Source organism: Vibrio sp. 378 (genome assembly GCF_033339435.1).
Genome location: NZ_JAWOUO010000004.1, coordinates 326,214 through 352,637 on the forward strand (window position 1 = coordinate 326,214; position 26,424 = coordinate 352,637).

A 26,424-nucleotide genomic window follows, 5' to 3' on the forward strand; every position below is an offset into this window, starting at 1 on the left:
TCATTAAGATTCGTTAGAATTACAACCCGAGCTGGTTGAGCAAGTCATCGGCATCATCGTTTGAACCCGACGATTTAGATTCTTTCTCAGCCAACTGTTTACGTGTTGCCTCTAAAATGTCGTCTGGGTTTTCGTCTTCAGCAACTTCAAACTCTTCCAGTTGGATGAACTCAGTTTTATCCATTGCTAGTTCGAGATAGAAAATATTGTTGTTTTCGGTGGAGAACGTCACTCTGCGCGCTTGAGGGCGGTCAAGGTTGGTATCAACTTGTAAGATAACTTGCTTATTCAGCGCCAGCATTTTTGGTTGGTTTTGTGTGATGTTCGTTTGCAGGTCTTTACGAATTTTATTAGTGAAGTCTCCGACCAGTTGATTCATGAGTTCACCCAGAACATCGCCTACCTCGTCAGAAGTATGAGATATTGCCAGTTCTTCTTCTGGCATGCCCATATTACGCATGTAGTTGGTGTAGATCTCCAGTGCGGCTTTTGCCGTAAAATTAATCACAACTAGCCCGGTAAATCCGCCATCAAACAGAACAAAACAGCCAAAATCTGGTTTGAGGCTAGTCTTGTGGATTTTTTGCACCATTGCTGAATAATTTACTTGAGAAGATGTCGCCGAAGTAAGTACGCCAGAAACAGACTGGCAAAGTTTGAGAAGGATATCTTCAGTGGTCACAATTTTATTTTTTTTCATTCTGAAAACTCATCTAGAAACGCGATTCGTTCCCCAATGTAAGGCATCAAGCGTGAAAAAATAAAGCATAAGTTTAATTATTGTATCGAGATTCTGATTTGCTCGTCTTTTTAAATGTTGTAAAGTGACGAAATTCAAAGAATATTACTTCACTAACTCTTTTGTGGTGTTTTTTTTCGCTTAGCGCCAATTTGTATGAGAAGTGAGCAAATAATTACACAACCCGCAGCTGATCGGATCAGCGTCGTAGGGGCAGGAAGCAAATGTTACCAAGATTACACTCGCAAACTGATGTCGATCCTCTTGTTCTTAGTTTTCTGAAAGAGCTTGAGCACGCCGGATTCACTGGTGATATCGAAAGCCAATATTCAAGCCGACTAGCGGTTGCCACTGACAACAGTGTTTACCAGCAACTTCCTCAGTCTGTCGTTCATCCCAAAACGACAGAAGATGTTTCTCTCCTCGGGAAACTGAGCAATAAAGAAAAGTACGAACGAATTACCTTTTCACCTCGTGGTGGCGGCACAGGGACCAATGGTCAGTCGCTAACCAAAGGTATTGTGGTGGATATGTCTCGTCACATGAACAAAGTGCTTGAGATTAATGAGAAAGAAGGCTGGGTTCGTGTACAAACTGGTGTAGTGAAAGACCAGTTAAATGACGCTGTTCGCCCTTATGGCTACTTCTTCTCTCCAGACTTATCTACCAGTAACCGTGCAACGATTGGCGGCATGGTCAACACCGATGCTTCTGGTCAAGGTTCTCTGAAATACGGAAAAACATCCGATCATGTTTTGTCGCTACAAGCGGTGTTTGCTGATGGTTCAATTTTAGAGTCGGACTTGTCTCATGGTTACCCAAAAGAAGACGAGTTTGCTGCCAAGGCGCTACGTGTAACGGAATCCGTATGTCGTGAAAAACGCCAGCAGATCGTGGATAAATTTCCTCCGCTCAACCGCTTTTTAACGGGGTACGATTTAAAAAATGCCTTGAATGACGACGATGACCGTTTCGACATCACACGAGTGCTGTGTGGCGCGGAAGGTTCATTGGCATTTATTACCGAAGCGAAGCTAAATCTAACGCCAATTCCGAAAGCGCGTACTTTGGTTAACGTTAAATACAACAGCTTTGATTCTGCACTGCGTAATGCACCGTTTATGGTAGAAGCGAAGGCGCTGTCTGTAGAAACCGTTGACTCAAAAGTGCTTAATCTCGCGAAGCAAGATATCGTTTGGCACACCGTGAGCGATTTACTTACCGATGTTCCAAATAAAGAGATGCTTGGCATCAATATGGTGGAATACGCAGGTCAGGACGAAGAGGAAGTTGCTGCTCAGGTTGCAGCGTTGACCGCCAAGCTCGATACCATGTTGGAAACAGAAGAAGCGGGCATTATCGGCTACCAAGTTTGTAATGATGTAGCGAGCATTGGGCGTATTTACAACATGCGTAAAAAAGCGGTGGGTTTGTTAGGCGCCGCAAAAGGTCGTGCTAAACCGGTCGCATTCGCTGAAGATACCTGTGTGCCACCAGAAAACCTGGCGGACTTTATTGTAGAGTTTCGAGAACTGTTAGACAGCAAGTCTCTGAATTACGGCATGTTTGGTCACGTCGATGCTGGGGTGCTTCACGTACGTCCTGCGTTGGATTTGTGTGACCCGCACCAAGAAGCATTGATGCACGAAGTTTCTGATGAAGTGGTCAAGCTGGTGGCGAAATACGGCGGTTTGATGTGGGGTGAACACGGCAAAGGTTTCCGTTCAGAATATGGCCCTGAGTTTTTCGGCGACGAGTTGTTTACTGAACTGAGACGTGTGAAAGCTGCATTCGATCCACACAACAAAATGAACCCGGGCAAAATCTGTACACCGCTGGATAGTGATGCAGAGCTTGTCAAAGTTACCGATACCAAACGTGGTTACTATGACCGTCAGATTGACGTTCAAGTACGTGACAGCTTTAAACAAGCGATGGAATGTAACGGTAACGGTTTGTGTTTTAACTACGATACTAGCTCGCCAATGTGTCCATCGATGAAAGTAACAGCCGATCGTCGTCATTCACCGAAAGGTCGTGCGGGTTTGGTTCGCGAGTGGTTGCGTCAGCTCACTGAGCAAGGCATTGATATTCTTGACTTAGAAAAGCAAACACTAGAAAACAAAACATCAATCAAAACCATGATTGACCGCGTACGTCATTCTATCAATCGTCGTCACGAGTATGACTTCTCTCACGAAGTGTATGAAGCGATGAATGGTTGTTTGGCGTGTAAAGCGTGTGCGAGTCAGTGTCCGATTAAAGTCGATGTTCCGAGCTTTCGCTCGCGCTTTTTAAACATCTATCACTCTCGTTACCAACGTCCTGCAAAAGACTATCTGGTTGCGAACATTGAGACTATGCTGCCGATGATGGCGAAAGCGCCAGGTGTCGTAAATGGTGTTTTGAAGCAGTCGTGGGTGAAAAGTTTAACGGCATCTACGGTCGGGTATGTCGATGCGCCGTTGTTATCAGTACCCACCTTGAAACAACGAGTAGAGTCGCTGACAACGCCTTATGATCTGCAAGCGCTCAGTGGTTTGTCTTCGTCTGAAAAGAGCAAGCATGTTTTAATTGTTCAAGACCCATTCACTAGTTACTACGACGCTGATGTCGTTGAAGACTTCGTTAAGTTATTGAAAAAGCTGGGTATGAATCCGGTGCTTCTGCCGTTTAAGCCGAATGGTAAAGCACAACACATTAAAGGGTTTTTACGTCAGTTTAAGGACACAGCAGCCGACACAGCGAAGTTCTTGGCGATGGTAGCGGATTTGGATATCCCATTAGTTGGCGTCGATCCTGCTTTGGTGCTGTGTTATCGAGATGAATACGCTGAAGTGCTTGGCAGTAAGCGAGGTAATTTCGATGTACTAACAGCCCACGAATGGCTTTACCCAAGACTAGAAGCGTTTGAAAGCGGAGAGCATAAGGCGCAGGAACCTTGGTATCTGTTTGCTCACTGTACTGAGAAAACCAAAATGCCAAATGCGGAAAAAGAGTGGGGCGCTATTTTTGCTCACTTTGGTGCAGTTTTGAATACGGTACCTGTTGGTTGTTGTGGTATGGCGGGTACGTTTGGTCATGAGGTTGATAAGTTGTCGATGTCGAAAGACATTTACAATTTAAGCTGGAAGCCGAGCTTAGATAAGTTGGATAACGAGAGATGTTTGATTACAGGCTATTCTTGCCGCAGCCAAGTTAAACGCTTTGAAGGAACGAAGCCCAAGCATCCCGTTCAGGCGCTGTTAACTTTGTTGTAATCGGACTAAATCAAGCCCAGTTTTACTGGGCTTTTTAGAAACCGTATTTAGACCCTTTCAAAGGATATGAATCTTGAGAAAACTTGAACTCAAAGTCCCACCTGTTGTGGTGTTTTTGCTAGTCATACTTTTGATGTACGGACTTAAAGTTTTGACGCCGAGCATGAACATTCGAGTACCCTTTGTTGAATTTGTAGTAGGTGTATTAACTTTGTTGTCTGGCTACATGGGCATTGCTGGCGTGTATGAATTTCGCAAAGTAAAAACCACAGTGAACCCAGTAAAACCTGAAGCGGCATCTTCTGTTGTAAGAACTGGTGTGTTTGCCTTTTCACGCAACCCTATGTACACGGCATTATTGCTTCTAATCATAGCAACTGGTTTGTGGTGGCAGCACTTGAGTGTGGTGCTTTGTGGCGTGATATTTGTCAGTTATATGAATCGGTTTCAAATCAAGCCTGAGGAACGCGTTTTAGAGCGATTGTTTGGTGAAGAGTATGTGGATTATAAAAACCATGTTCGTCGTTGGCTCTAAACATTGCGTTTAGTTTTGTTTGGATGAGACATAAAAAGAAAGCCCAACGGTCGACGTTGGGCTTTCTTTTAGTAAACACGTTTTTTGTGCGCTTCTGATAGGGCAGTCGACTAGGCTGCCTTAACGAACTTTGCTAGGAATGCATCCTTACGTTCATTAAAGCGGCGTACAAGGTCGTCAACCGCTTCTTGGTCATATGGCTTCAAGCCACTTGCAACCATGCGCTTAATACCTTTACCAACGACTTCACCGTCTTCTTTGAACGCAAAGTTTAAGGTGACTACACCTCGTTTTCCTTCTACGTCGAATGTTGCGCCAGTGAAATCCACCTCTGGATGCGTAAGGTCTAAGCGTGAAAATTCGACTTCCATGCTTTCATAAATAACTAATGGACGCTGGCAGTTGATCATCATTTGCTTCTCTTCCATAAGAGGAACCATGATGTGAGGGAAGTTCATACCAGAAAATTGCACGTAATTTGTCACTACATGCTCAATAAATGCCGGATCGTGGTTAGTTTCACCTTCACGGGACATGTGTAAGTATTCTTTACCTGCCTCGTCAACAACAGCGCTTTCTTTGTCACACTTATTTTCAATATGAAGTGCTACACCATCGTTTACCATGCCAGAGAAGTTAAAACGCATCTTTTGGCTAACGCCTTCTTTACTAAGAAGCACAGCGAAAAGTAAATCTCCAGGGACACAAAAGCGTTTGTTGTCTTCATCATGAATTGGGTTGTAGTCACCTGCGACACGTTTTGCAAAGTGGCTTGCTTGTTCGCGAGTGAACTGAAACTGGTGATTAGTGTTTGAAAAATAAGGTGTTAGAAACATAATTTTTACGTAGTAACCAAAACTGTGTGGGATTATATGCGAATATCTGCGTAGCAATGGTCCATCCAGTGAAAACTTCACCGTATCCTAACAATAAGACACTATTTCGGCGGATAAACCGTTAAAAACGCATACTTTAGCAACGCTTTTATTTGTGAAAACAATAAACAACGACCTTTTCGCTCGCCTATCTTTTAAAGTATAGCCATCAAAGTAGACTGGCGTTCATAAATAGTGCCATCAACATGTTTAATCGTATGTAAAAAGGCTCCACGCTGAACGTAGAGCCTTCAAGTCATTATCTGTTTATTCGATGAAATGCCAGTTATGCTTGGTTATTGAACACTTGGTAACAAGCTCTCTGGCATGAGCGTGTTGTGGATAGCCAGCTTAAGCAGAGTATTTGCCTGTTCAATGTCTGGAGCAAAGTAGCGATCTTTATCGTAGAACGATACTTTTTCACGCAACATTTGTTTCGCAATCTCAATACGCTCAGAGGACTTGTTTGGTGCTCTAAAGTCTAGGCCTTGTGCTGCTGAGAGGTATTCTACCGCCAGAATACCGCGAGTGTTTTCGCCCATTTCTTTCAATCTGCGAGCCGCGAATGTTGCCATTGACACGTGATCTTCTTGGTTTGCAGATGTTGGCAAGCTGTCTACTGACGCTGGGTGAGCGAGCGTTTTGTTTTCACTTGCTAACGCAGCAGAGGTCACCTGAGCGATCATGAAACCAGAGTTCACACCACCATTGTCGACTAAGAACGGTGGTAGTTTTGATAGCGCGCTATCGATAAGTAATGCCATACGACGTTCAGACAAGCTGCCGATCTCGGCAATCGCAAGTGCTAGGTTGTCGGCTGCCATTGCAACAGGCTCCGCGTGGAAGTTACCGCCAGAGATGATGTCACCATCTTCAGCAAACACCAATGGATTATCTGATACGGAATTCGCTTCTACTTGTAATACTTCGGCCGCATTGCGGATTTGCTGTAAACACGCACCCATCACTTGAGGCTGACAGCGCAAAGAATACGGGTCTTGTACTTTTTCACAGTTAGTGTGCGAATCACCTATTTCACTCGATGTGTCTAACAAATGACGGTATGCGAGTGCTGCGTCCATTTGGCTGCGATGACCACGTACACGGTGAATGCGCGGATCGAATGGACGTCGGCTGCCGAGAGCGGCTTCAACAGACATTGCACCACAAACGGTTGCTGACGCGAAAAGGTCTTCCGCGATAAACAGGCCTTCCAATGCGAACGCTGTGGATGCCTGAGTCCCATTTAGTAGCGCTAAGCCTTCTTTTGGCGCCAGAGTGATAGGCTCTAGACCTGCGATTTTTAAAGCTTCTTGCCCGGAAATGATATTACCGTTGTGGCGAGCTTGTCCTTCTCCCAGTAATACTGTGCTCATATGGGCTAGAGGAGCTAAGTCACCTGATGCGCCAACAGAGCCCTTTTTAGGTACGCAAGGGTAAACTTGTGCGTTGACTAGGTCGGTCAGCATATTAATGACTTTTAGGCGAATCCCAGAAAAGCCACGAGACAGACTATTGATTTTTAATACCATCATCAGACGAACCGTTTCATCTGACATAAACTCACCGATACCTGCCGCATGAGAGAGAACGATACTGCGTTGCAGTGTTTCTAAATCTTCTGGTGCTATTCGTGTGTTAGCCAATAGCCCAAAACCAGTGTTAATTCCGTAAACCGTTCGATCTTCCGCGATGACTCGGTCTACGACCTGTGTGCTTTCTTCAATGGCCGGAATGGCTTCAGGATCCAAAGTAAGGTTGACTGGTGAACGGCTCACTTGGCGTAGTTCGTTTAAGCTAATATGACCTGGCTTTAGCGTTAAATTTAACATCTCTTTCATCCTTACTTGAGCTTCTTCAGTTCTTCGTTGAGCATTGGCAAATCTAGCCCTTGCTCTGCTGCACATTGTTTAGCGATATCGTATCCCGCATCAGCATGACGCATCACGCCTGTTGCTGGGTCGTTATGCAGCACGCGGGCAATACGTTCTGAGGCATCTTCACTGCCGTCACAGCAGATAACCATACCTGAGTGTTGCGAGAAGCCCATACCTACGCCACCACCGTGGTGTAGTGAAACCCAAGTTGCGCCGCCCGCCGTGTTGAGTAGCGCGTTTAATAATGGCCAGTCTGATACGGCGTCAGAACCGTCCATCATACCTTCGGTTTCACGGTTCGGGCTTGCTACAGAGCCAGAGTCTAAGTGGTCTCGACCAATGACAACGGGCGCCTTAAGTTCGCCATTTTTCACCATTTCGTTGAATGCTTGACCAAGACGCTCACGATCTTTAAGACCAACCCAGCAAATACGCGCAGGTAAACCTTGGAACTGGATGCGTTCGCGAGCCATATCTAGCCAGTTATGTAAGTGCGGATTATCTGGAATTAGCTCTTTTACTTTTTGGTCGGTTTTATAAATGTCCTCAGGATCGCCAGAGAGAGCAGCCCAACGGAAAGGACCGATACCTTCACAGAATAGAGGACGAATGTAGGCTGGAACGAAGCCAGGGAAATCGAATGCGTTTTCTACGCCTTCTTCCAAGGCCATCTGGCGGATGTTGTTACCGTAGTCGAGTGTTGCGGCGCCGCGATTTTGCAGCTCTAACATCGCTTGAACTTGCACAGCCATGGATTTTTTCGCTGCTTTTACGACCATTGCTTCATCTTGCAAACGCATTTCTGCTGCGTGAGACATGCTCCAGCCTTGTGGTAAATAGCCATTGAGCGGGTCGTGTGCAGACGTTTGGTCTGTTACGACATCAGGCGTGATATTACGTTCTACCAGCTCAGAGAAAACGTCTGCTGCATTACCTAGTAGACCAACCGATATTGGTGTGTCTGACTCTTTAATGATAGCTAGCGCTTCATCTAAAGAAGCCGCTTTCTTATCGACATAGCCTGTACGTAGGCGGTAATCGATACGTGATTCATCACACTCTACTGCAATCATGGAGAAGCCCGCCATTGTACCAGCGAGAGGTTGAGCACCACCCATGCCACCAAGACCACCCGTTAGAATCCAACGGCCCTTTGCTTCACCGTCAAAGTGTTTTTTTGCAACAGATACGAACGTTTCGTATGTGCCTTGTACGATACCTTGCGATCCAATGTATATCCAGCTGCCAGCGGTCATTTGGCCGTACATCATCAAGCCTTGTTTATCTAGCTCGTTGAAGTGTTCCCAGTTTGCCCAATGCGGAACAAGGTTTGAGTTTGCGATAAGCACGCGTGGGGCATTTTTATGAGTAGGGAAAACACCAACAGGCTTGCCTGATTGAACTAAAAGCGTTTGGTCATCTTCGAGTCTTTCAAGTACTTCAACAATCTTGTCGTAACATTCCCAGTTTCGCGCTGCTCGGCCAATGCCGCCATATACAACCAGTGAATGTGGATGTTCTGCAACATCAGGATCAAGGTTGTTCATCAGCATACGAAGAGGGGCTTCGGTTAGCCAAGATTTTGCGCGCAGTTTATCTCCGTGAGGTGCACGAATTGTTCTGCTTGTATCAAGTCGTGGATCTTGTCCCTGGCGCTGTGTCATTTCAGACTCCTTTAGTTTTTCGTGATGACCAAGTACTTGCTTGGTCGTAATAATCAGTGGCATCTGGGATGCATTATGGTTTGTGCTGTTTTTCCGCCATCGCGTTGGCGATATCCCAACACAAACGGGCAGCTAATCGTGCAGTTTGACTATCGACGTCATAATTTGGGTTGTATTCGGCGATATCAGCCAGCATTAGCTTATTTTTGTAATGAAGAATTCGATCTAAAAAGGGTGCAATAGTGTCGTAACTCACTCCCCGAGCAGCTGGTGCGCTGACTCCAGGTGCGGTTGCGGCAGGAAATACATCTAGATCAATGGTCAAATAGAGGTAGTCACAGTCGTCAATAAAATGCTGAAGCTGAGTTAAGTGATAACTGTGGTTTAAGTAGCAGAGCTGATTGTCCTCTACATACCAAACATTTAACGCATCTGCTTTTTCAAATAGCGCTTTAGTGTTGCTACTACGGCTTACACCAATACAAGCGTAATGAAAGTCCCAATCGTTACGTTGACAAAAATGGTGAATTTGGTTGAAGGGTGTACCAGAGCTCGGTCTTATGTCGGCGAGGTTACTCTCGAATGCGCGCAAATCGAAATGCGCATCGAAATTGATAATGCCGATTTTAGGCTTCTTCTCTGGATGGTGCGCTTTAAAATATTCCGCTAAGCCGGAAAACGAGGCCCACGCAATCTCATGCCCACCACCCAGCACGATGACTGGCGTATGGGGCAGTGCGCTTGAAATGGTTGCTGCACATAGAGCTTGGCTCTCTTCCAGTAAGTCGTCTTCACACACCACAGTACCTAAGTCATATAGTGGGGCGTCTTGGTGCCATGCTAAATTAGCGAGTGCTCGTCGGATTAAGTCTGGCGCTTTTTTCGCGCCAATGCGTCCTTTGTTTCTCGCAACGCCAGCGTCGGTAGCAAAACCGAGTAATGAGACGCCATGCGCAACGGCACTCAACTCATCTGCTTTTTGGCGTTGAACAACGTGATGAATTCGCTGACCAAGCTTGCCGTCCTCGGCATCATGACGGCCTTGCCAATGAAATAGGGGAGAATGTAGGTCGAATTGAGACATATTATTGGCCTCCGTGTGAAATGTATTCACCATTTACTATACGACCTACCAGACGTTTTGCTCCGACTTGATAGCTTAAATCCGCAGGGCTTTCGATATCCCATATAGAGAAGTCCGCATCAAACCCTACTTTGATTTCGCCACGTGAGTTTTGATAACCCAGAGCTTTGGCTGCATGTTGCGTTACACCACGCAGTGCTTCTTGCGGTGTAAGGCGAAATAGCGTGCACGCCATATTCAGCATGAGTGTGAGATCAGAAAATGGTGATGTACCTGGGTTGACGTCCGTAGCAATTGCCATCGGCACGTTATGCTCTCTCAACAACTCAATCGGTGGTAACTGAGTTTCTCTTAGAAAATAAAAAGCGCCAGGCAATAGAGTGGCGACGGTGTTTGATCGAGCAAGTGCTTTAACACCTTGCTCATCTAAAAACTCGATGTGATCCGCTGACAGACCGTTGTATTGCGCAGTGAGGGCTGTACCACCGAGATTAGAAAGCTGCTCAGTATGCCCTTTAACCTTTAAGCCGTGACGTTTTGCAGCTACAAACACTTTTTCTGTTTGTTCAAGATTGAAACCAATCGATTCACAAAAAACATCGACACTCGTAGCTAATTCTTCCTTTGCGACAACAGGGATTATGTCCTGACAAATGTGCTCAATATAATCATCTGCACGACCTTGGAACTCTGGCGGAATGGCGTGAGCGGCGAGAAGTGTAGTCGTGATTTTAACTTTGCGCTCTTGCTCTAGCATTTTGGCGGCACGGAGCATTTTTATTTCATCATTCAGTGTCAATCCATAGCCAGATTTCACCTCGACAGAAGTGACGCCACTCGCGAGTAACCCATCTAAACGTGGTAACGCTAACTCAACTAGTTGTGCTTCGGTTGCAGAGCGTGTCGCATGTACCGTTGAGAGAATCCCGCCGCCTTGTTTGGAAATTTCTTGATATGGCACGCCGTTTAAGCGCATTTCAAATTCGTTGGCACGATTGCCCGCGTAAATAAGATGAGTGTGACAGTCAATCAGGCCCGGCAGAACTAACTGGCCTTGAAGATCGATACTCTGAGGGTAATGTTGGGCAGATAACAGAGACTCGGTTTGCGGTGCGTCTTCACCAATGGCACAGGTACTGATCGCAACGATTTTTCCAGATTGAATACCAATGCGCGCTGGAGGCGTTGGAAGGTATCCGCACTCTCCCGATTGCATGGTAACTAGACGTGCGTTTTCAATCAGCAAATCCATGTTTGTGTCCCTGTGTTTATTTGTATCATTAAATGTATATACAAATAAATAGAGCAAAATAAGAACACTGACAAGATTGATGTTGCTAAAATGTGATCAAAACGTAGATCTAGAGGACAAATCTTGTCCTTAAATGAGCACTTTTGAGCTCAGCTTATATTTGTTACCAGGGTGATAAAGTAGGGCGGTACTGACTAACTTATCTTGGCTCCACGTTCTGCGATTCAAGAGAAGGCAAGGTTCATTGGCTTGCATTTTTAAGTCTTGCTTAATACGGCTTTCAGGCACAATTGCCTCTACAGTATGTTCTATCGCGCTGAGTGGGCAATTATCTGACAGGTATTGATTTGGAGTGATTTGTGTGAAGTCTTGATTTAAATAACTCGGGGCATATTGGCTATTCACCCAGCGGAGCTCCAATTGAATCGGCGTTTGGTCTTCATAGTGAATAATTTCACTGTAAAACACTGTCGTGCCTAGCATAACGCCGAGTTTTGTCGCAATGTTGTCATCTGCTTTTATGGCAATCTGTTTGAGCACTTTACTGCCATACTTTCGCCCTCTATCGCTGACTTCTTCGGCAATGTTTCGAATGTCTAGCAGGGGAGATTCTGACTTTTCACCAGGATCACACACGAACGTGCCTAAGCGTGGGCGACGTTGTAATCGGCCCTCATTTACTAAATCCCGAATTGCTTTGTTCACTGTCATTCTACTGACACCAAATTGCTCGGTAAGCTCAATCTCGGTGGCGATGCGATGACCAACTACCCACTCTCCAGCATCAATTTTATCCAGGATAAATTGTTTAATTTGAATGTAGAGCGGTGCAGACATAATGATTTCCCTTTATTTGACTATACAAATACTGCTGAATTTAGGTACAAATTGCAAACATTTCTCGACGAATGTACCGCTTAGTGACCGAACAATCCTATTGCAGGGCTGAATGACTCTTGCTGCTGAGCATTATTTGGCTTGATGATTGAATTCAAGCATTTTCTTGTGGTCTATTGCTTGCACAGCAGAAAACAATTGTGTAAACAAACGATTATTAGAAGAAAAGTCGCTAAAAAAGGAAAAATATGTTTAAAAAATTGAAAGCATCACTGGGGATCGGCTCTGCAAAAGTAGATACCATTTTGGACGAAATGAGCGTGTTTCAAGGAGCGACGCTGAAAGGGCATGTTCATATCAAAGGCGGAGACGTCGAACAACAAATTGATGCTATTACGATTAAATTGAACACGGAAATGAAAGTCGAAGTGGATGATAGCGTAAGTTACCAAACCTTCACTATTGATCAATTGAAAGCAGTTGACCCTTTTGTGATTCAACCTAATGAAGAAAAGCAGGTTCCGTTTGAGCTAAAACTGCATGATGAAACGCCAATTACTGCGGTTAGCGCACTTAAGAATCAATGTCATGTTTGGGTCGAGACGACGTTAGATATTGATTTTGCGATTGACCCGCGTGACCGTGACTATATTGAAGTGAAACCACTACCAGTAGCATCTCGGGTTATTCAAGCGATCGAGCAAGCTGGCTTCACTATGGTTAAAGCCGATGTTGAAAAAGGCTTTTTGCGCGGTGGCTCGTTTGCCTCTCGCTCTGGTATTTATCAAGAGCTAGAGTTCCGTAACAGCGGCTTTATCTCATCAAAAGAAATTGAGCTTTCTTTTATTCTGGAAGGACAGGTCATGCATTGTTTGGCAGAGATTGACCGTTCGCTCAGTTTGGCTGGTGACCAATATCGCTCGTTTACGTTGCCGATCAATGCAACCGATGCTCAAGTCGCAGCCGCAGTTGCACCAACGCTAAATCTATAGCTCTCATCAACTTGATGAAAATATGTACCGATATCCTATTGTGAAAGCGATATCGGTACTGTTATCCATGTTTCTTGCGTTCTCTACGGCTAAAAACTCAAGCGCTGAATTTTCCATTAGATATCGATAGCCCAATACCAGTTCATTAGAGGCATCAGCAAACTCTGTGGGTCCTTCTGTTGAGCCTTGATACCAATGATATTCCAACATCAGGTGATGGTTATCTTCTAAGGCATAACGGTACCCACCTGCAATGGCAATCGTATTATGTCGATAAGGCAGATCGAGCAAGGCACGGTCATCCGAGCGAAAAGTCATGCCAATCATCGAATAAAATGCATGAGCATCACTTAAGTAGCTGTAGTTTAATTGGAAGCCTTGCTCGAAACTGCTGCCTTGAAAAGTGCCGTGAGCCACATCGTTAAAATACAAACTGCCGCCAATCGATAGGCCGTGATGTTCATTTTGGAACACTTGATACTGTAAGTAAGTAGATAGGTTATTGGCCAGTGTTTGTCCTTCGAAATCATCTTCAAGCACATCATATTGCGGCATTGAAATGTAAAAACGATCTCTGTCTACTTTATCCCGCCCATTTTGTCCGATACCGAAAAGTTTATGGAAGCTTTTCGTCAGTCCATCTAAATGGTTGTCAGCGGCAAAGACCCATCGATAGTTGAGCTCCCACTGCCAACGGTTGCTGACTTGCCATTTGCTGCCTAATTCGATTTGATTGTGGTAATAATCCAGTGCGTATTCATCAGTATGAGCCCAAACACTTGCCACGGTTCCCGAACCATAGGCTTCGACAAAACCAGAGGGCAGACTGTGTCCTGAACGTAGTATGTTGGTGTGACTAACCACTTGCATTGGGGATTGTGCGTAAGAACGCAGCGGGCCATATAAGTCATTTGATGCGAAGGCTTGCAAAGAACATATCGAGGTGCTTAGAAGCACCATAAAGCGCGATTTGAAATAGACCATGATGAATACCTACATACAAACTACTCTATAAAACAACTATATACCTAAATCGCACGTTGAGCTCTCGCCCAGCGTGTTAGGCTTTGTATCGGTTCACACGTAATAGGGGATATTGTAATTTGTTGTGTAAGTTCATTGAGGGGCAATTCCATTCATCAGCTATGCGGTCTCTTAAAAAAAGCATGATCAGATTGTAGTGACGGGTCTGCGGTTAAGTTCTTATGACAAAACAAAATCGCGCTTTGCATTCTAAATGTGAGCTAGGTACAATCCCATTTTCGATAACGGTCCGGTATTCGTGTTACCGAGAGGCCTTTATTGACTCTCAACTATTTTCAACAAATAGCTTCTAATTTGAATAACATGTGTTGCTTGGTGTGCAACACCACTGTAAAGGACATAGCATGCCTATTATTACTCTTCCTGACGGCAGTCAGCGTCAATTTGACAACCCAGTTTCTACTATGGAAGTTGCGCAATCGATCGGTCCTGGTCTTGCAAAAGCAACTATCGCTGGTCGTGTAAACGGTAACCGCGTTGATGCGTGTGATCTAATTGAAGAAGACGCAAGCCTTGAAATCATCACAGTTAAAGATGAAGTAGACGGTCTAGAAATCGTTCGTCACTCTTGTGCTCACCTTCTTGGTCACGCTCTTAAGCAGCTTTACCCTCAAGCTAAAATGGCGATCGGTCCAACCATCGACAATGGCTTCTACTACGATATCGACTTAGACGACTCTCTAACGCAAGAAGATCTTGAAAAGATTGAAAAGCGTATGAAAGAGCTAGCGAAAACCAAGTACGAAGTGGTTAAGAAAAAAGTAAGCTGGCAGGAAGCGCGTGATACGTTTGAATCACGTGGCGAACCATACAAAGTTGAAATCCTAGACGAAAACGTATCTCGTGATGATCGTCCTGGCCTTTACCACCATGAAGAATACATCGACATGTGTCGTGGTCCTCACGTTCCTAACATGAGCTTCTGTCAACACTTCACTTTGCTGAATGTTGCAGGTGCTTACTGGCGTGGTAACAGCGACAACAAAATGCTTCAACGTATCTACGGTACGGCTTTCCACGACAAGAAAGCACTGAAAGCGCACCTAACTCGCCTAGAAGAAGCGGCGAAGCGTGATCACCGTAAGATTGGTAAGCAACTAGACCTATTCCACATGCAGCAAGAAGCACCGGGTATGGTGTTCTGGCATCACAATGGTTGGTCTATCTTCCGTGATCTAGAAGTATTCATCCGCGCTAAGCTAGATGAGTACGGTTACCAAGAAGTGAAAGGTCCACTTATGATGGACCGTGTTCTTTGGGAACGCTCAGGTCACTGGGACAAATACGCTGATGCAATGTTCACAACTTCTTCTGAGAACCGTGAATACGCGATTAAGCCAATGAACTGTCCAGGTCACGTACAGATCTTCAACCAAGGTCTAAAATCGTACCGCGACCTACCGCTACGTATGGCTGAGTTTGGCTCATGTCACCGTAACGAACCATCTGGTGCACTACACGGTATTATGCGTGTACGTGGCTTTACTCAGGATGACGCTCACATTTTCTGTACTGAGAGCCAAATTCAAGAAGAAGTAACAAACTGTATCAAGATGGTGTACGATACGTACCAAACATTTGGTTTCGACAACATCGTAGTGAAACTGTCTACTCGTCCAGAGAAACGTGTAGGTTCAGATGAAATCTGGGATCAATCTGAAGAAGCATTGAAGCAGTCTCTTGAATCGATGGATATCCCATACGAAATTCAAGAAGGCGAGGGTGCGTTCTACGGTCCTAAGATTGAATTCACACTATACGATTGTCTAGACCGTGCGTGGCAGTGTGGTACTGTCCAGCTAGACTTCAACCTACCAGGTCGCTTAGGTGCAACTTATGTAGGTGAAAACAATGAACGTCTTGTACCGGTAATGATTCACCGTGCGATTCTAGGTTCACTAGAGCGCTTCATCGGTATCCTTATCGAAGAATATGCTGGTTTCTTCCCAACTTGGTTGGCGCCAGAACAAGCAGTTCTTATGAACATTACTGATAAACAGTCAGGTTATGTTCAAGAAATAGTACAAAAACTACAAAAAAGTGGAATTAGAGCTAAAGCGGACTTGAGAAATGAGAAGATTGGCTTTAAAATCCGCGAACATACTTTGAAGCGTGTACCGTATATGCTTGTTGTTGGTGACCAAGAAATGGAAGCTGGCGAAATTGCAGTGCGTACTCGTAAAGGTAAAGATCTTGGTAAATTTAAAGTGGATGATTTTATTGCATACATCCAAGACGAGATCTCTAGCCGTAAGCTCAATCTGGAGGAATAAGCTATTAAAGGCGGAAGACGTGGCCAACAGCCGGTAAAACAAAACCCGCACCGTATCAACGGTGAAATTCGTGGTATTCGTGAAGTTCGACTAACAGGCGCTGACGGTGAATCAGTTGGTGTTGTATCGATTCAAGAAGCCATTGCAGCTGCTGAAGAAGCTGGTATGGATCTCGTTGAGATCAGTCCTAACGCCGAGCCACCTGTTTGTCGTGTGATGGACTATGGTAAGTTCCTCTTCGAGAAGAGCAAAACTGCTAAAGAGCAGAAGAAGAAGCAAAAGCAGGTCCAGATCAAGGAAGTAAAATTCCGTCCTGGAACTGATATTGGAGACTATCAGGTAAAACTACGCAACCTGACGCGTTTCCTTGAAGAAGGCAACAAAGTGAAAGTAACAATTCGCTTCCGTGGCCGAGAGATGGCACACCAAGACATCGGTGTTGACGTTCTAAATCGTCTTAAGGAAGATACTGCAGAAATTGCTGTAGTTGAATCTTTCCCTAAGAAGATTGAAGGTCGCCAGATGATCATGGTGCTAGCCCCTAAAAAGAAGTAATTAACGGCTCATCAAGTAATTAAAACCTAGCCGCTTTCCTTTCGATAAAGGCATAACGGCTGGGTTTTGTTCGCCCTAATTACGTTGTTTATTAAACCTACTCAATGCGGAGTTATTCATCATGCCTAAGATGAAAACCAACAAAGGTGCTGCTAAGCGTTTTAAGAAAACTGCTGGTGGTATTAAGTACAAGCACGCTACAAAACGTCACATCCTGACTAAGCGTACTACTAAGAACAAGCGTCAACTACGTCCGAATGCAATCCTTCCAAAATGTGAAGTGGCTGCAGTAATCCGTATGTTGCCATACGCTTAATTCTTTTTAGTTATCAATCGTTTAGTTTAGGAGAAGCATAATGCCTCGCGTAAAACGTGGTGTACAAGCTCGTGCACGTCATAAGAAAGTTCTAAAACAAGCTAAAGGTTACTACGGTGCGCGTTCACGCGTTTACCGCGTAGCTTTCCAAGCAGTTACTAAAGCTGGTCAATACGCTTACCGTGACCGTCGCGCTAAGAAACGTCAATTCCGTCAACTATGGATTGCACGTATCAATGCGGCATCTCGTCAAAATGGTCTATCTTACAGCCGTTTCATCAACGGTCTTAAGAAAGCATCTATCGAGATCGACCGTAAGATCCTTGCGGACATCGCAGTATTCGACAAAGCTGCATTTGCAGTTCTAGTTGAAAAAGCGAAAGCTGCTCTTTAATTAGCAGTTTAGGATTAAGAGAAGGAGAGCATTAGCTCTCCTTTTTTATTGCTAAAATTTATACCCAAATGACTTTTAGCTTGGCTATTTAGAGTATTGTTTATCAGTCTTCTCAATTTATTGGTTAGCATCTTATGTTAGTTATAAGGTAGCTTGGGTATAAATTTTTACGTTTATAAGGGATTAAAAATGATCTACACAACGACCGAAAGCATTCCTGGCAAGCAGATCTCTGAAATCAGAGGGGTTGTAACTGGTAATGTTGTTCAATCAAAGCATATTGGCCGTGACCTCATGGCGGGTATCAAGAGCATTGTTGGCGGCGAAATTCGTGGTTACACGGAAATGATGACCGACGCGCGTGATATTGCTATACAGCGCATGGTGGCGGACGCTGAATCTAAAGGTGCCGATGCAATTGTAGGGATTCGATTTACCACAAGCTCAATCGTAGATGGTTCTTCGGAAATTTTGGCATTTGGTACTGCAGTGAAACTAGCGGACTAGTCTACTTGAATAGCATTGCAAAAATGCTAATAGAGAGCGGTGAATTATTATGCATTTACCGTTCTGTTCCTTTTAGGTTAATTATTCTAGATTTTTGCAGAGCGAATAGATTTATATTCTCAACTTTACGTTACTATTAAAATTAATCACGATAATTTAGAGTGATTGCTTTACTTTTATTTTGCATATTATTTTATACTTATAATGAAATTGAATTCATATTGAATTTTTCATTTGTTGTGTGAATTCTCCTTTCAGTATATTAATTCATGTTTTTCTTATAAAAATATGAACTTATACCTTGCCAAGCGGTTCTAAATTGTTACAAATACTATACAGCTGTAACATTGCCAAAAGGAATTGTAGATGAGAGATCTGACTCCCGAATACTTGCTAGCCGCATTACGCCAAGCGATTAAAACAAAAGGGCTAACATATCGAGAGCTATCTGAGAAAATGGGTATGCCACTATCTACCTTTAAGAGACATCTTACAAGCACGAATCTCGCTTTAGATAAGTTGCTGGAATATTGTAGAGCGGTTGATTGCACGTTAGATGAACTACAAAAGCTCGCAAATCAATTGCAAGGTGAAGACGAGGATTACTTTAGTCGTACGCAGGATGAGGTATTCTTTCAATTCCCTCACCTTTACGACTTTTATCGTGAATTGAGAATGCTTCGAGGTAAAGACGGTTATTCTATTTTAAAGAAAAAGTATGACTTGTCTGAGCAGAGCATGTCTGATTACTTAAAAGCATTAGAGTTGTTGGATCTCGTTTACGTTGATGAAGATAAAAATATAACGCTGCACGGGCCTTTATATTATAGCTATGCAGAGAACTCCAAGCTCAACGACAAATATACCGAAATCATAAAAGAGCAGACGACTACCCACGATAAGTGTGTTCGCGTTGCTTTGGCGCGTATGAAAATTACTGAAGAACAGCTTTTGTTACTGGAAGATCAAGTTGCAAAGACCGTCATTGATTTTCATTCCAAAAATGTTGTAGCAGAGAACTTTAATGTCTCTGATTTTACTAATATTGTTCTACTTGCTGGGCCACATCAGCCAGTCACATTCTCTGACGGCATTATTGAGACAGAGGGGCGATTTATTGATGATATTCGTTATGCCATCGCAGCTGCAGGTGATAAGCCAAGCCTATCGATATAGATTTTGAGCCTTTTTTGAAGAGAGTTTCTGAAAGGGCGTTGCAAAAGAAAAAGCCTAAGACAGCAAATACTTTGTAAGTAGGGCATTCAGCGGTGTTTGCTCTTAATTCAGACTTAAAGTGTGTTGGGCTTATTTCGAATAATACCTGTTCAGCATCTACTTTCGTTATTTTTAACATGCTGATTTCCTTCGTTGTTCCTCCCAAAGCCTCTCTCGCTTCCTCTACAAAGAAACCATTCTCGTTGAACCAAGCATCCTGTAGCTACTTGGGTATGCATAATTGGTAGCTATTTATCTTCTAATTATAAATTCATACTTGAAATGTTTGTTTTTTGATCTATTAAGACGAAATGTCATTTATGACGGTTCGTCAACTTTAGTTGCGTTCCTGTATTAAAGAATCGTGTTACAATTATTGGGAGTGTGTTGGTATACGGATCAAAGGATTATGTTTAACTTTCGCTGTAAAAAATATAGCAAGCAAGACGGATGTCGTGTGTCTTCAGGGCTAACAAAAAAGCAACAGGCGATTGCTGATCGTGAGATAGAGCTTATTCAATTGGCTAAGTCTTTAGTTCAAGAGCAAGGCTTTGCCAACTTAACGATGGACAAGCTTACAGCGTCAAGCCCTTATTCTAAAGGGACGATCTACAATCATTTTTGCAGCAAAGAAGATGTGATTCTTGCGCTTTGTATTCATTCGCTGAAAAGCGAAGCAATATTTTTCGAACGTACCGCCAAATTTAATGGCAATACCAGAGAAAAAATCATTGCGATGCATGTAGGTTATCGTATTTACGCTCGTATGGAGCCAGTACTATCAACTTGTGCGATTGTTGCAAAGACGCCTTGGGTTCTAGAGAAGGCTTCGCCTAAACGTGTGAATGAACTGAATAACTTGGAAGAACAAGTAATAGATGGTGCTGATGCGCTGGTGAACAATGCGGTAGAATGTGGTGATCTTAAGTTTTCTCCCGCAATTGGTTCTGATGCTATTGTATTCGCCAACTGGTCTATTGCATTCGGTTCAAACGCTTTGGCGCAAAATGCATCGAACAGTCGATGTATTCAGCGAATTCAAGACCCATTCTCAGTACTGCACAACGCGAATATGTTACTTGATGGTTTAGGTTGGTCGCCTTTATCTACAGAATGGGACTACCGTAAAACCTGGCGTCGAGTGGAGCAGGAGTTATTTAGTGAAGAGCTTGCTTATTTAGAGTCAGTGAATCGCTAATAAACTGGAAAGGCCAATCTGACGTTATGGTTGGCTTTTTTATCGCACTATTGTGACGAATCGTCATTAAATCTCGAAGGTTGGCGTTCAGCCAATGATCACGAGAAGCATAGGAAGTTACTAAAAACTGACTTATGTAGCCAAATTCATTCGATCTAAAGTTTGCATGTCGAGTTTGTCTGGTTATTTACAGCATTTGCTGTTTTTTTAGTTTTTAAATTTGACGAAACGTCACAAAAGGAGAGTGTGATGCCACATCACAACGTTCAACAATACGCCCGTTCAGGGTGGGGTAAGCTACCAACGAATTACAGTGTATTGGTGATGCTTGCTACCGTTTTATTGATTGTCATAGCAACCATTGGAGGAAAAAATCTTTACTTTAGAGGAGATTACGACATCTTCTTTGATGGAACAAATGAGCAGTTACTTGCGTTTGATGAAATTCAAACCACCTTTGCAAAATCTGACAGTCTTGCTTTGGTTATAGCGCCAAAGAGCGGCACTGTTTTTACTCCTAGCACATTATCTCTTATTCAGCAGATCACTGACGAGGCGTGGCAAGTTCCATACTCCACCCGCGTTGATTCCCTCGCTAACTACCAGCATACCGAAGCGTTTGAAGATGATCTTCTTGTCGAAGACTTACTGTATAGCGAATATGAATTGACACCTCAACGAATAGAGAAAGTCAAAAGTATTGCGTTGAGTGAGCCGGTTTTGAAAAGTTCACTGATTTCTGAAAAAGGAGATGTCACGGTCGTAAACATTACGGTCCAACTCCCTGAAATAGATAAAACTGCTGAAGTACAAGAGGTGGTTGCTTACATAAACGGAATGATTGAACGTTATCAGCAAGTGTACCCAGACACGGAATTCCACAAGGCTGGTATTATTGCAATGAACTACGCGTTTATGACCGCAGCCCAAGATGATAGCGCAACATTAGTGCCTACTATGTTACTAGTGATATTGGTGTTTCTGACCATCATGTTGCGCTCATTGCTTAGCGTCATCGCGACGCTCATCGTTATTATCGGCTCGGTTATGGTTACAATGGGCTTGTCAGGATGGGCTGGTATGTTCTTAAGCACGGCGACCGTTAATGTGCCTACCTTGGTGATGACGCTTGCCGTCGCAGACTGTGTACACATCATCGCGACAATGCGTCAGTCTATGCAAAACGGCTTTAGTAAAGCCCACTCTATTGAGCGAAGTATTGCGCTCAATTTCATGCCTATCTTGATTACCTCCATTACCACCGCGATCGGCTTTTTAATGATGAATATGTCGGATTCTCCAATCCTGAGAGATTTCGGCAACCTATCAGCCCTTGGCGTCATGGTTGCTTGTTTCCTTTCCATCACGTTACTTCCCGCCTTGCTTAATATCCTTCCGGTTACGGTGAAGTCGGATACTTCTGATGAAAGAAAGCACTTTATGGATCATTTAGGAGATTTCGTGGTGTCAAAGCGACATGCGTTATTGCCGTTGTCGGTGCTTGTTATTGTCGCGAGTGCGAGCTTGATTCCGCTGAACAAAGTCAATGATGAATCCGTCGAGTACTTTGGCCATAGCAATGAATTTCGCCGAGCGGCTGATTTTATGGAAGAGCGAATCAGTGGCATGGCGAACATCAGTATCGCGATAAAAACTAACGAATCGCAGGGCATTGCCGATCCTAGTTTTCTCAATTCCGTGGGTAAATTTACTGACTGGCTAAGGTTGCAGCCAGAAACGGACCATGTTGCGACCTTGAGCGATGTTTATAAGCGCCTAAACAAGAACATGCATGGAGATGATCAGGCTTATTACTCGCTCCCTCAAGACAGAGAATTAGCGGCTCAATATCTGCTGCTTTATGAAATGTCACTACCGTATGGTTTAGATTTGAACAACCAAATCAATGTAGATAAGTCGTCGATCAAGATGGTTCTCACCGTGGAGAACTTGGGCAGCGTCGAGCTTGTTGATTTGGAAAATCGCATTTACCAATGGTTTAACGAAAACGCGCCTCAATATGATGTTGTTGCGTCTAGTCCTTCATTGATGTTTGCGCATATTGGTGAAACGAATATGGCCAGCATGCTGTCAACCTTGCCCATTACTCTTGTCTTAATCTCTGCATTACTGATCTTTGCCTTGCGTTCGTTCAAGCTTGGCTTAATTAGTCTTGTCCCGAATATTGCTCCTGCGCTTATTGGTTTTGGTATTTGGGCGCTGGTTTCTGGCGAGATTAACTTGGGATTGTCTGTCGTTGTGACATTAACGCTTGGTGTTGTTGTCGATGACGCCGTTCACTTTCTTTCTAAATATCAACACGCTCGTAAAGATGGCCACAGTGCGGAGCAAGCGGTTCGCTACGCCTTTCGTACCGTGGGGCGCGCTCTCTGGATTACGACGGTCGTGCTTGTTGCTGGTTTCTCTGTTCTGGCGATGTCGAGCTTCCGTTTAAATGCCGATATGGGACAGTTGAGTGCCATTGTCATCTTTATTGCCCTTGTTGTGGATTTCATCTTTCTACCGACTCTACTGATGTTGTTTGACAAAGGCGTCTACGTCGAGGTGGACCGCCGAAACAAGCTTAAATCAACTGACTCTCAAACCACGGCTGTTACTCAGTCATAACGAATCAAAGGATTGAACATGAATTTACTAAAAAATGCCTTAAAAGTATCTGCACTTTCTGTCTCGCTTTTTATGAGTCATGCGGTGTTAGCGGATCAAGCGAAAGGATTAGAGATTGCTCAAGAGCGCAAAGCCCGTGATGAAGGGTGGGGGGATTCTGTTGCTACGATGCAAATGATTCTGCGAAACGCGCAAGGAGAAAGCAGCACACGTTTAATGCGCTTACAATCACTTGAAGTTGATGGCGATGGTGACAAAGGGCTCACGATATTTGATGAACCGAGAGATGTAAAAGGCACGGCGTTTCTCAACCATTCTCATACGGTGGGTGCCGATGACCAATGGCTTTACCTTCCTGCACTGAAACGTGTGAAACGTATTTCCTCGCGTAACAAATCAGGTCCTTTTATGGGCAGTGAATTCGCGTATGAGGATCTCAGTTCCTTTGAGATTGAAAAATACCGTTTCAACTACCTAAAAGATGACAGCATAAACGGGCAAGATGTTTTCGTCGTAGAGCAAATTCCGACCGATAAGAACTCAGGTTATACCAAGCAAACGGTGTGGTTAGATAAAGCGCATTATCGTCCACTTAAAGTTGAGTTTTACGACCGCAAAGGCTCTTTGTTAAAAACGCTTTCTTTTTCCGATTACAAGCAATATCTCAACCAATATTGGCGAGCGCACACTATGGCGATGACAAACCATCAAACAGGAAAAAGTACTGAGCTAACGACTAGCGAAATGCGTTTTAACACTGGATTACAAGACAATGACTTTCATAAGAATGTGTTGAAGCGAGTGAGGTAGTGGAGGAAAAATGAAGCGATTAAATGCTGGGTTGTTGCTTAGTGCAGCAGCCTTTTTTTACTCGATGCCTCTGACTGCCGTCGAGCTCGCAGGACAAGTCAATATTGAGCATCGTCAGTTTTTTAAAACGGGCTCTCAGGGTCAGAGCAAAGCGCAAACGTCATTGGTTTTGCAGCCAGAATTTTACTGGGAGATGCAAAATGGTGATGCAAACTTTACTTTCACACCTTTCTATCGTCTGGATGGTCTAGACGATGAGCGAAGTCATGGCGACATACGAGAGGCACTTTATCTGACTTATTGGGATGATTATGAGCTTCGAGTTGGGATTAGTAAGGTCTTTTGGGGAGTGACTGAATCAGCCCATTTAGTTGATGTCGTAAACCAAACAGATGCCATTGAAGCCGTCGATGGTGAAGATAAACTCGGTCAGCCGATGTTACATTTTACCTCTTTCAAAGACTGGGGCACCGTCCACGCAATGTTGTTACCTTACTTTAGGGAACGAACGTTTGCGGGTACAGATGGCCGCTTGCGAACCGAACCCGTTGTCTCTGATGATGCTATCTATGAATCAAGCAGAGAAGAGAAGCACGTAGATGTGGCTTTTCGATATTCGAAAATGCTTGGCGATTGGGACGTAGGCCTAAGCTATTTATATGGAACAAACCGGGATCCTTACTTTCGTTTAGAGTACGGAGAATTAAAGCCTTACTACGCTCTGATGAGTCATGTCGGTCTGGATGTGCAAGGAATTGTTGGCGATTGGTTATGGAAACTAGAAAGTGTTTATCGAGATAGCGCTGATAATCATGTCGGTCTTGTGACGGGTTTTGAGTATACCTTCGTCGGTGCATTTGACACGGTTTGGGATGTGGGAGTTATTGGTGAGTACCTCTATGACAGTCGTGGGAACAACGCACAAACTATCGGTCAAAATGATGTGTTTGCAGGTATTCGTTGGGCGCTCAATGATGAGGACGGAACGGAAGTATTGACGGGAATTACGAAGGATTTAGATAACGATGATGTTTACAATGCTAAGTTAGAAGCATCGAGCCGAATATCGAATCACGTTAAGTGGCAAATTGATGCTTGGTTGTTTAAAAATGAAACACCAAATGATTTGCTCTACTTCGCTAGAGATGACGATTTTATCGAGCTATCTATTCAATACTATTTCTAAAAAAAAAGGGCACAACTAAACGGCAGATTAACTAAAGATGACATTTTTGACGTTTTTGTGCTCTTTTTATTCAATAACCTCTTCTTTTCGTAATTCAATTTGGCATTGGTGCCCGGTTTGGCTACTATGTACAGCTATCAAAAAACCAATCACTCCCTTATGGACACTACCTACAGGTAGATGAGGAAACGATGCAACATCTAGAAGAGATCATTGCTAGCGCGAGCACTGCAATTGAAGCTGCCGAATCGCTAGTCGCACTTGATGAAGTGCGTGTTCAGTATCTGGGTAAAAAAGGTGAGCTAACTGCTCAACTTCAAAGCCTAGGCAAACTACCACCAGAAGAACGCCGTGAAGCTGGTCAAGAGATCAACAAAGCGAAAGGCGTAGTTCAGCAAGCTATCGCAGCTCGTAAAGATGCACTACAACGTGCTGAGCTTGAAGCGAAACTAGCAGCAGAAACAATCGACGTAACACTACCAGGTCGTCGTATTGAAAACGGTGGTCTACACCCAGTAACTCGTACTGTAGAGCGTATTGAGAAGTTCTTTGGCGAACTTGGTTTTAACACCGAGGCTGGCCCAGAGATCGAAGATGCATTCCACAACTTCGATGCGCTAAACATCGCAGCTGATCACCCAGCGCGTACTGACCACGATACTTTCTTCTTCAACCCAGACTTGATGCTTCGTACTCATACGTCAGGCGTACAGATCCGTACGATGGAAAATGGTAAACCACCATTCCGTTTCATCGCACCAGGCCGTGTATACCGTAACGACTACGACCAAACGCACACGCCAATGTTCCACCAAGTGGAAGGCATGCTGGTTGATGAGAACGTAAACTTTGCTCAGCTGAAAGGCATCCTGCACGATTTCCTATGTAACTTCTTCGAAGAAGAAGTAGAAGTACGTTTCCGTCCATCTTACTTCCCATTCACTGAGCCTTCAGCTGAAGTAGACGTGAAAGGCAAAAACGGTAAATGGTTAGAAGTACTAGGCTGCGGTATGGTTCATCCGAACGTGCTACGTAGCGTAGGTATCGATCCTGAAAAATACTCTGGTTTCGCATTCGGTATGGGTGTTGAGCGTCTAACAATGCTTCGTTACGGCGTGAACGACCTACGTGCGTTCTTCGAGAACGATCTTCGTTTCCTAAAACAGTTCAAGTAATCCAGAGG

At 44.1% G+C, this 26,424-nt stretch carries 22 protein-coding genes; 14 read left to right on the top strand and 8 right to left on the bottom strand.

What is annotated here, in order from left to right; translation table 11 throughout:
* Positions 1-19: 19 nt before the first annotated feature.
* Positions 20-700: a DUF3334 family protein gene (locus R7Q48_RS10235; protein ID WP_005388843.1), complete on the bottom strand. Its 681-nt coding sequence runs from the start codon at positions 698-700 to the stop codon at positions 20-22.
* Positions 701-963: 263 nt separating this feature from the next.
* On the opposite strand from R7Q48_RS10235, the gene R7Q48_RS10240 reads away from it, so the two are divergent.
* Positions 964-3,999, top strand: coding sequence for an FAD-binding and (Fe-S)-binding domain-containing protein (locus R7Q48_RS10240; RefSeq protein ID WP_318132270.1), 3,036 nt, complete (start codon positions 964-966; stop codon positions 3,997-3,999).
* A 73-nt stretch (positions 4,000-4,072) separates the two neighbouring features.
* Positions 4,073-4,534 (top strand): methyltransferase family protein, encoded by a 462-nt coding sequence (locus R7Q48_RS10245; RefSeq protein ID WP_005377951.1) that lies wholly within the window; start codon positions 4,073-4,075, stop codon positions 4,532-4,534.
* A gap of 110 nt (positions 4,535-4,644) precedes the next feature.
* Here the strand turns inward: R7Q48_RS10245 and R7Q48_RS10250 are convergent, their stop codons facing one another.
* From R7Q48_RS10250 to hutC, 6 genes are all read right to left on the bottom strand, one after another.
* The gene (locus tag R7Q48_RS10250; protein WP_017821813.1) at positions 4,645-5,370 is read right to left on the bottom strand and encodes a DUF3581 domain-containing protein; all 726 of its coding nucleotides are present in this window, start codon (positions 5,368-5,370) and stop codon (positions 4,645-4,647) included.
* 335 nt (positions 5,371-5,705) lie between these two features.
* The gene (gene hutH, locus R7Q48_RS10255; protein ID WP_017634855.1) at positions 5,706-7,241 is read right to left on the bottom strand and encodes a histidine ammonia-lyase; all 1,536 of its coding nucleotides are present in this window, start codon (positions 7,239-7,241) and stop codon (positions 5,706-5,708) included.
* 11 nt (positions 7,242-7,252) lie between these two features.
* Positions 7,253-8,950: a urocanate hydratase gene (hutU, locus tag R7Q48_RS10260; protein WP_318132271.1), complete on the bottom strand. Its 1,698-nt coding sequence runs from the start codon at positions 8,948-8,950 to the stop codon at positions 7,253-7,255.
* A gap of 73 nt (positions 8,951-9,023) precedes the next feature.
* Positions 9,024-10,034: a formimidoylglutamase gene (gene hutG, locus R7Q48_RS10265; RefSeq protein WP_033905138.1), complete on the bottom strand. Its 1,011-nt coding sequence runs from the start codon at positions 10,032-10,034 to the stop codon at positions 9,024-9,026.
* A 1-nt stretch (position 10,035) separates the two neighbouring features.
* A complete protein-coding gene (hutI, locus tag R7Q48_RS10270) occupies positions 10,036-11,286 on the bottom strand; it encodes an imidazolonepropionase (protein WP_017634852.1) in 1,251 nt (416 codons plus the stop codon).
* A 129-nt stretch (positions 11,287-11,415) separates the two neighbouring features.
* Positions 11,416-12,123 (bottom strand): histidine utilization repressor, encoded by a 708-nt coding sequence (gene hutC / locus R7Q48_RS10275; protein ID WP_005385493.1) that lies wholly within the window; start codon positions 12,121-12,123, stop codon positions 11,416-11,418.
* Between the two features lie 248 nt (positions 12,124-12,371).
* On the opposite strand from hutC, the gene R7Q48_RS10280 reads away from it, so the two are divergent.
* Positions 12,372-13,115, top strand: coding sequence for a sporulation protein (locus tag R7Q48_RS10280; protein ID WP_017821818.1), 744 nt, complete (start codon positions 12,372-12,374; stop codon positions 13,113-13,115).
* Between the two features lie 6 nt (positions 13,116-13,121).
* On the opposite strand, the gene R7Q48_RS10285 is transcribed toward R7Q48_RS10280, so the two are convergent.
* A complete protein-coding gene (locus R7Q48_RS10285; protein WP_005377942.1) occupies positions 13,122-14,099 on the bottom strand; it encodes a DUF3187 family protein in 978 nt (325 codons plus the stop codon).
* 404 nt (positions 14,100-14,503) lie between these two features.
* Here R7Q48_RS10285 and thrS point away from each other — a divergent pair, with 404 nt between their 5' ends.
* From thrS to pheS, 11 genes are all read left to right on the top strand, one after another.
* Positions 14,504-16,432 carry a threonine--tRNA ligase gene (gene thrS / locus R7Q48_RS10290; protein WP_256902861.1) on the top strand — a complete coding sequence of 643 codons (1,929 nt, stop codon included), beginning with the start codon at positions 14,504-14,506 and terminating at the stop codon, positions 16,430-16,432.
* Between the two features lie 3 nt (positions 16,433-16,435).
* A complete protein-coding gene (gene infC, locus R7Q48_RS10295) occupies positions 16,436-16,987 on the top strand; it encodes a translation initiation factor IF-3 (RefSeq protein WP_080276913.1) in 552 nt (183 codons plus the stop codon).
* Between the two features lie 121 nt (positions 16,988-17,108).
* Entirely contained in the window at positions 17,109-17,303 is a 195-nt protein-coding gene (gene rpmI / locus R7Q48_RS10300; RefSeq protein WP_005377932.1) for a 50S ribosomal protein L35, read from the top strand.
* A gap of 40 nt (positions 17,304-17,343) precedes the next feature.
* Positions 17,344-17,697, top strand: coding sequence for a 50S ribosomal protein L20 (gene rplT, locus R7Q48_RS10305; protein ID WP_004727974.1), 354 nt, complete (start codon positions 17,344-17,346; stop codon positions 17,695-17,697).
* Between the two features lie 189 nt (positions 17,698-17,886).
* Positions 17,887-18,204 carry a heavy metal-binding domain-containing protein gene (locus tag R7Q48_RS10310; RefSeq protein WP_005377919.1) on the top strand — a complete coding sequence of 106 codons (318 nt, stop codon included), beginning with the start codon at positions 17,887-17,889 and terminating at the stop codon, positions 18,202-18,204.
* Between the two features lie 366 nt (positions 18,205-18,570).
* The gene (locus R7Q48_RS10315) at positions 18,571-19,380 is read left to right on the top strand and encodes a helix-turn-helix domain-containing protein (protein WP_005385480.1); all 810 of its coding nucleotides are present in this window, start codon (positions 18,571-18,573) and stop codon (positions 19,378-19,380) included.
* Positions 19,381-19,828: 448 nt separating this feature from the next.
* Positions 19,829-20,617, top strand: a complete 789-nt coding sequence (locus R7Q48_RS10320) for a TetR/AcrR family transcriptional regulator (protein WP_005377913.1) — start codon at positions 19,829-19,831, stop codon at positions 20,615-20,617.
* Positions 20,618-20,866: 249 nt separating this feature from the next.
* The gene (locus R7Q48_RS10325) at positions 20,867-23,245 is read left to right on the top strand and encodes an efflux RND transporter permease subunit (RefSeq protein WP_256902862.1); all 2,379 of its coding nucleotides are present in this window, start codon (positions 20,867-20,869) and stop codon (positions 23,243-23,245) included.
* Between the two features lie 18 nt (positions 23,246-23,263).
* On the top strand, positions 23,264-24,055 hold the full coding sequence (locus R7Q48_RS10330) for an outer membrane lipoprotein-sorting protein (protein WP_213889993.1): 792 nt from the start codon (positions 23,264-23,266) through the stop codon (positions 24,053-24,055).
* A 10-nt stretch (positions 24,056-24,065) separates the two neighbouring features.
* A complete protein-coding gene (locus R7Q48_RS10335) occupies positions 24,066-25,241 on the top strand; it encodes a hypothetical protein (RefSeq protein WP_054574059.1) in 1,176 nt (391 codons plus the stop codon).
* A 191-nt stretch (positions 25,242-25,432) separates the two neighbouring features.
* Entirely contained in the window at positions 25,433-26,416 is a 984-nt protein-coding gene (gene pheS, locus R7Q48_RS10340) for a phenylalanine--tRNA ligase subunit alpha (protein ID WP_005385470.1), read from the top strand.
* Positions 26,417-26,424: the final 8 nt, after the last annotated feature.